Origin of the sequence: Promicromonospora sp. NPDC060204 (assembly GCF_042728455.1) — a bacterium.
Lineage (GTDB): Bacteria > Actinomycetota > Actinomycetes > Actinomycetales > Cellulomonadaceae > Promicromonospora.
In genome coordinates this window covers 1-5350 of record NZ_JBHWZO010000354.1, presented here as the reverse complement: position 1 = coordinate 5350, position 5350 = coordinate 1, and the positions used below count along the sequence as shown (strand labels likewise).

Genomic DNA, 5350 nt, shown 5'->3' with positions numbered 1-5350 from the left:
TCGAGGGCGCGGCTGGTGGCCTCCTCGGCGTCGATGCCGGGTACGCGTGCTGCGACGGAGCGTACGACGTTGGGCCGGTGCACCACCCAGTCGTCAATCCGCAGGTCACCTGTGGTCGTCACGCGAACCTGTTCCCCTCTGCGCATAGTGTCCGGTTTCGACTCGCTCGGCAATGATCGCACCACAGATGCACGTTTGTGCAACTTTCCGGCGTGATCGGACGCCGTGGCGGCGCCGCTGGGGGGCGCGGCCGGCACGGCCTCCGACGGGGTCCCGAGCGCGGGCTCGGGCGTGGGTCTGTTCGTCTCCATCAGGCACTCACCTCCGGGTGGTCGAGAACGCGGTCGATACTGCGTCGAGGCCCTGCGGTCCGGACGTCGCGTGGATGATCGCGAGCGCGACCTCACAGGTGGCGGCGATCAGGTCGCTCGCCCCCCACGCGTCGGCCAGGCGGTAGAGGTTGACGGCATCGCCCTCCGCGTACGCGCGCAGGTACTGGGCGCCCAGACGAACGAGTTCGGGGTGCTCGGTGTGTTCCATGCAGCCCAGACGCGCGAGCCGCCTGGATGTCACAGCACTTCTGGAAATTTCTTCGGATTGTTCTGTGGCGTCCGGTTCGGGCCGATGTCGACGTCCGATATGAGTGCCCAGGGCATCGTTCAGCGCGCGCGATCCAATTTCATCCGGTAGGCCTGTGATCCAGGCCACATGTGAATGCATCAAAAAGTGCTGTGACATCCGGGACGTGCCCGCGTCTTAGCTGCGACGCGGACGAAGTTCGGACCTCGCTGGGGGCGGGCCGAGCTCCGGCGCGTCGGGTGGGAGACCGTGGTTCGGAGTGCGCTGGGGGCACGCCGAGCCACGATCTCCCGCTCTCCGGCGTGAGCGCCGGCTCGGACCTCGCTGGCGGCGGACCGATCCGGCGCTCGTGTCCCCGCGCGGCCCCGCCGTCGGCGGGCAGGCGAACTTCCTTTACCCGGCTCGGCCGGCCCGCGTACCGTTGAGGCATGCGCTCGGCACGCTCGCTGCTTGTGTAGCCGCACCGGATTCGCCCTCGATCGGGCACGACCGGTGCGGCCGCCCCTCCTTGCGGGGGGCTTTTTCGTGCCCGGACCCGATCGACGCACCGGAGAGCGAGAACCATGAGCGAGCAGCGCACCACCCCTGAACCCGCCGGCGGCGGTCCGGCCGCGGCCCACCCGTTCGCGGCGTCCGACGACGGCGCGCGGCCCCGCCGCTACCTGCTGACGATGTTCCCGTACCCCTCGGGGGACCTGCACATGGGTCACGCCGAGGTGTTCGCGATCACCGACGTCGTGGCGCGGCACTGGCGCGCCAAGGGCTTCGACGTGCTGAACCCGGTGGGCTGGGACTCGTTCGGCCTGCCGGCCGAGAACGCGGCGATCCGCCGTGGCGAGCACCCGGCCGTGTTCACGGAGGCCAACATCGCGACCCAGGCGGCGTCGATCGAGCGCTACGGCGTCTCGTTCGACTGGTCGCGCCGGCTGCACACCCACGAGCCGGAGTACTACCGCTGGACGCAGTGGCTGTTCGCCCGCCTGCACGACCGGGGCCTGGCCTACCGGGCCGAGGCGGAGGTGAACTGGTGCCCGCACGACCGCACGGTCCTGGCCAACGAGCAGGTCGTCGACGGCGCGTGCGAGCGCTGCGGCACCGCCGTCGTCGCGCGCAGCCTGACGCAGTGGTTCTTCCGGACCACCGCGTACGCGGACCGGCTGCTGGACGACATGGCGCTGCTGGAGCCGGGCTGGCCCGCGCACGTGCTGACGATGCAGCGCAACTGGATCGGCCGCTCCGCGGGGCCGGACGGCGAGCCCACCTATCGCCTGCACGACTGGCTGGTCTCGCGGCAGCGCTACTGGGGCGCGCCGATCCCGGTGGTGCACTGCCCGGCCTGCGGGGAGGTGCTGGTGCCGGACGACGAGCTGCCCGTCGAGCTGCCGTACCTGGAGGGGGACCGCCTGGCCCCGGGCGACGTCTCGCCCCTGGCCGCCGCCCGCGAGTGGGTGGAGACCACATGCCCGCGCTGCGGCGGTCCGGCGGAGCGGGACACGGACACGATGGACACGTTCGTGGACTCGTCCTGGTACTTCCTGCGCTACCTGTCGCCCGGGTACGACGGCGGGCCGTTCCGGCCCGAGGACGCCGCCCGGTGGATGCCCGCCGCGCTGTACGTGGGCGGCGTCGAGCACGCGACGATGCACCTGCTGTACGCGCGGTTCGTCACCAAGGTGCTGTACGACATGGGCCTGGTGCCGTCGCCCGAGCCGTACGCCCGGCTGATGAACCAGGGGCAGGTGGTCAACCACGGCCGCGCGATGAGCAAGTCGCTGGGCAACGGCGTGGACCTGGCGGCGGAGCTGGACCGGCACGGGGTCGACGCCGTCCGGCTGGCGATGCTGTTCGCCGGCCCGCCGGAGGACGACGTCGACTGGGCGGACGTCTCGCCGGAGGCGATGCGCAAGTTCCTGGCCCGCGTGCTGCGGCTGGTCCCGGCGGGGTCCGACCCGGGCGGGCCGGGACCGGGCGGGCGCGCGTCCGACGACCTGCGCCGCACGGTGCACCGGACCGTGCACGACGTCGACGGCCTGGTCGAGGCCGGGCGGTTCAACGTCGCGATCGCGCGCCTGATGGAGCTGGTGGGCGAGGTCCGGCGCGCTGCGCCGTCGGACGGCGCGGAGGCCCACCGCGAGGCGGTCTCCGCCGTCGCGGTGCTGCTGAGCCTGTTCGCGCCGTTCACCGCCCAGGAGCTGTGGGAGCGGCTGGGCCACGCGACGCCGGTCGCGGCGCAGCCGTGGCCGGAGGTGGACCCGGCCTACCTGGTGACGTCCGAGGCCGAGGCCGTGATCCAGGTGGACGGCCGGGTGCGGGACCGGGTCCTGGTCGCGGCGGACGTCGCCCCGGCCGAGCTGGAGCGGGCCGCCCTGGCGCGGCCGGCGGTCACGCGCGCCGTGGGCGGCCGGGCGGTGCGGCGGGTCGTGGTCCGCCCGCCGCACCTGGTCAACGTCGTGACCGAGCCGGGCGTGACGCCCGACGTGACGCCCGGCGCGACGCCCAGCTAGGCGGCCGCGCCGTCGTCCTCCTCGAGCTTCGCGCGCAGGGCGCGGAGCTCGACGAGGATCTCGCGGTTCTGCTCGGCCAGGGCGTCGAGCCGCTCGTCCTTCTGCTCGTCGTCCTTGCGCTCCTCCTCGGAGATCTCCTCCATGCCGTTGACGATGACGGCGATGAACAGGTTCAGCACCGCGAAGCTGACCACCAGGATGTAGAGCACGAAGAAGATCCACGCGGCGGGATGGGTCTCCATCACCGTGCGCGCGATGTCGGGCCAGGCCTCGCCCGTCATGGCCTGGAAGAGCGTGAACAGGGACGTCCACAGGCTGCCGAAGTACTCCGGGGACGACGCGCCGAACAGGCCGGTCGCGATGACCGCCGACACGTACATGACCAGCACCAGCAGGGCGCCCACGGCACCCATCCCGGGCACGGCCCGCAGCAGCCCGTCCACGACGCGGCGCAGCGCGGGCACCGCCGAGATGACCCGCAGCACGCGCAGCACCCGCAGGGCACGCAGGGCGGACAGCGACTCGGTGGCCGGGAGCACGGCGACGCCCACCACGAGCAGGTCGAACACGTTCCACGGGTCGCGGAAGAAGCGCCAGCCGTACGCGACCAGCCGCAGGAGCAGCTCCAGCACGAAGAAGCCGAGCATGACGTGGTCGATGTTCTGCAGAACCTCGAACGCCTCGCCGTCCACCATCGTCTCCGCGCCCAGGACCAGGGCGTTCGCCAGGATCACCCCGAGCACGAGGTTGGTGACCCACCTCTGGTCGAGGAAGGCACGCAGCCGCTCTCGTCCGGTACGCGGCGCGGCCTGTACGCCGATCTCCTGGTTCATCCGGGTGTTCCTCCACTTTCCCGTGCCCGGAGCCCACGCTCCGGCCTTGCCTCAGGGCCCCTTGCCCGGGCGAACCTTAGCGCGGCGGTGTGTCCCGACTTGTCGGAGCGCAATGTCCCGATATGGGGGTGAATCGGCGGGTCCGGTGGCAAGTGAACCAAATCAGTGCTGGAGTAGAGCACAAGCAAGCAACACGACTGGAGGAAAATGCCATGGGCTTCTGGGCCTTTCTCATCCTCGGACTGATCGCCGGTGTCATCGCACGCATCGTCATCCCGGGCAAGCAGCCGGGCGGTTTCTGGGTCACCTTGCTTCTCGGCGTGCTCGGGGCCATGCTCGGCGGCTGGCTGGGCGGACTCATCTTCAACATCGGATTCGACGAGTTCTGGTCCTGGTCGACCTGGCTCTTCGCGGTGATCGGCGCGGTCATCGTCATCCTGATCGCCCAGGCGATCTTCGGTCGGCGCAAGACCGCCTGACCGCTGTGGCCCGCGGCCGCACCACCATCGTCGTCGTCCTGACGTCGCTGGTCGGGGCGGCCGCGGTCGCATGTTCGGGCGCGCCCGCGCCGTCGTCGACCCTGGGGCCCGTGCCCGACGACATCGCCGACCACCTCAGCGTCCAGGTGGACCAGGGGCGCACGCAGTACGCCGCCCGCGAGATCGTCCTCGCGGTCACCAACGACTCGGACGAGACGATGACGCTGGTGTCTGGCGCCCTGGACGCGGACGGTTTCGGCCCGTCCCAGCCCACCAAGGAGAACCGCACCCCGGCGCTGCGGCCCGGCACCACGCGGGACGTCTACGTCCAGCTCGGCGAGGCGGAGTGCGCGGGCTTCCCGGCGGGACCGGAGGAGCCGGTGCCGGACGCCGCGCCGTCGGCCACGATCACCCTGGCCCTCGGCGAGTTCGACGACCTGGGTCCGGCCTCCGACGTCGTCGTCGCGGAGGTGGGCGATCCCGGCGGGCACCTCGCGCGGAACCACGCGGTGGACTGCGCCACGGCCGCGGTCGCCGCCGGCGCGAGCCTCGCCGTCGATCCGGACATCCCGGTCGAGACGCGCGACGGGGAGCTGACCGCCCTGGTCACGCTGCGGATCGATCCGGTGGACGGCGGGCCCGAGGTCACGATCGACCGGATCGCCGGGACCACGATCATGAACAACCCCGACCCGGACGGCGAGGACTCCGGCTGGACCAGCTCCGCGCTCGACGGGCAGCGTTCTGGCAGCGTCACGCTGCCCGTGGTGCCCGCCCGCTGCGACGCCCACGCCGTGGGCGAGGACAAGCGCGGCACCTTCCTGCCCGTGACGGCGAGCGTCGACGGCGTGACGCAGCACGTGATCTACGTTCCCATGGCCGACTCGGCGCGCGCCGACCTGTTCGCCTTCATCGCGGACAGCTGCGACTGGCCGGAGTAGGGATAAGCGAGAGG

General features: G+C 71.7%; 5 protein-coding genes. 3 read left to right on the top strand and 2 right to left on the bottom strand.

The window, feature by feature from the left end; genetic code table 11:
* Window positions 1–318: 318 nt before the first annotated feature.
* Window positions 319–540 (bottom strand): hypothetical protein, encoded by a 222-nt coding sequence (locus ACFWEJ_RS27000; protein ID WP_377232257.1) that lies wholly within the window; start codon window positions 538–540, stop codon window positions 319–321.
* A gap of 602 nt (window positions 541–1142) precedes the next feature.
* On the opposite strand from ACFWEJ_RS27000, the gene ACFWEJ_RS26995 reads away from it, so the two are divergent.
* Window positions 1143–3083 (top strand): class I tRNA ligase family protein, encoded by a 1941-nt coding sequence (locus tag ACFWEJ_RS26995; protein WP_377232256.1) that lies wholly within the window; start codon window positions 1143–1145, stop codon window positions 3081–3083.
* Here ACFWEJ_RS26995 and ACFWEJ_RS26990 read toward each other — a convergent pair.
* Window positions 3080–3916 (bottom strand): ion transporter, encoded by an 837-nt coding sequence (locus ACFWEJ_RS26990; protein WP_377232255.1) that lies wholly within the window; start codon window positions 3914–3916, stop codon window positions 3080–3082. The genes ACFWEJ_RS26995 and ACFWEJ_RS26990 overlap by 4 nt on opposite strands.
* A gap of 212 nt (window positions 3917–4128) precedes the next feature.
* Here ACFWEJ_RS26990 and ACFWEJ_RS26985 point away from each other — a divergent pair, with 212 nt between their 5' ends.
* Window positions 4129–4395 carry a GlsB/YeaQ/YmgE family stress response membrane protein gene (locus ACFWEJ_RS26985; RefSeq protein WP_377232254.1) on the top strand — a complete coding sequence of 89 codons (267 nt, stop codon included), beginning with the start codon at window positions 4129–4131 and terminating at the stop codon, window positions 4393–4395.
* A gap of 5 nt (window positions 4396–4400) precedes the next feature.
* Window positions 4401–5336 carry a hypothetical protein gene (locus ACFWEJ_RS26980; RefSeq protein WP_377232253.1) on the top strand — a complete coding sequence of 312 codons (936 nt, stop codon included), beginning with the start codon at window positions 4401–4403 and terminating at the stop codon, window positions 5334–5336.
* Window positions 5337–5350: the final 14 nt, after the last annotated feature.

What these genes read in the sequence shown, in the direction of transcription:
- ACFWEJ_RS27000 (WP_377232257.1), bottom strand. Translation starts at nt 540, where the DNA reads ATGGAACACACCGAGCACCCCGAACTCGTTCGTCTGGGCGCCCAGTAC.
- ACFWEJ_RS26985 (WP_377232254.1), top strand. Translation starts at nt 4,129, where the DNA reads ATGGGCTTCTGGGCCTTTCTCATCCTCGGACTGATCGCCGGTGTCATC.
- ACFWEJ_RS26990 (WP_377232255.1), bottom strand. Translation starts at nt 3,916, where the DNA reads ATGAACCAGGAGATCGGCGTACAGGCCGCGCCGCGTACCGGACGAGAG.
- ACFWEJ_RS26995 (WP_377232256.1), top strand. Translation starts at nt 1,143, where the DNA reads ATGAGCGAGCAGCGCACCACCCCTGAACCCGCCGGCGGCGGTCCGGCC.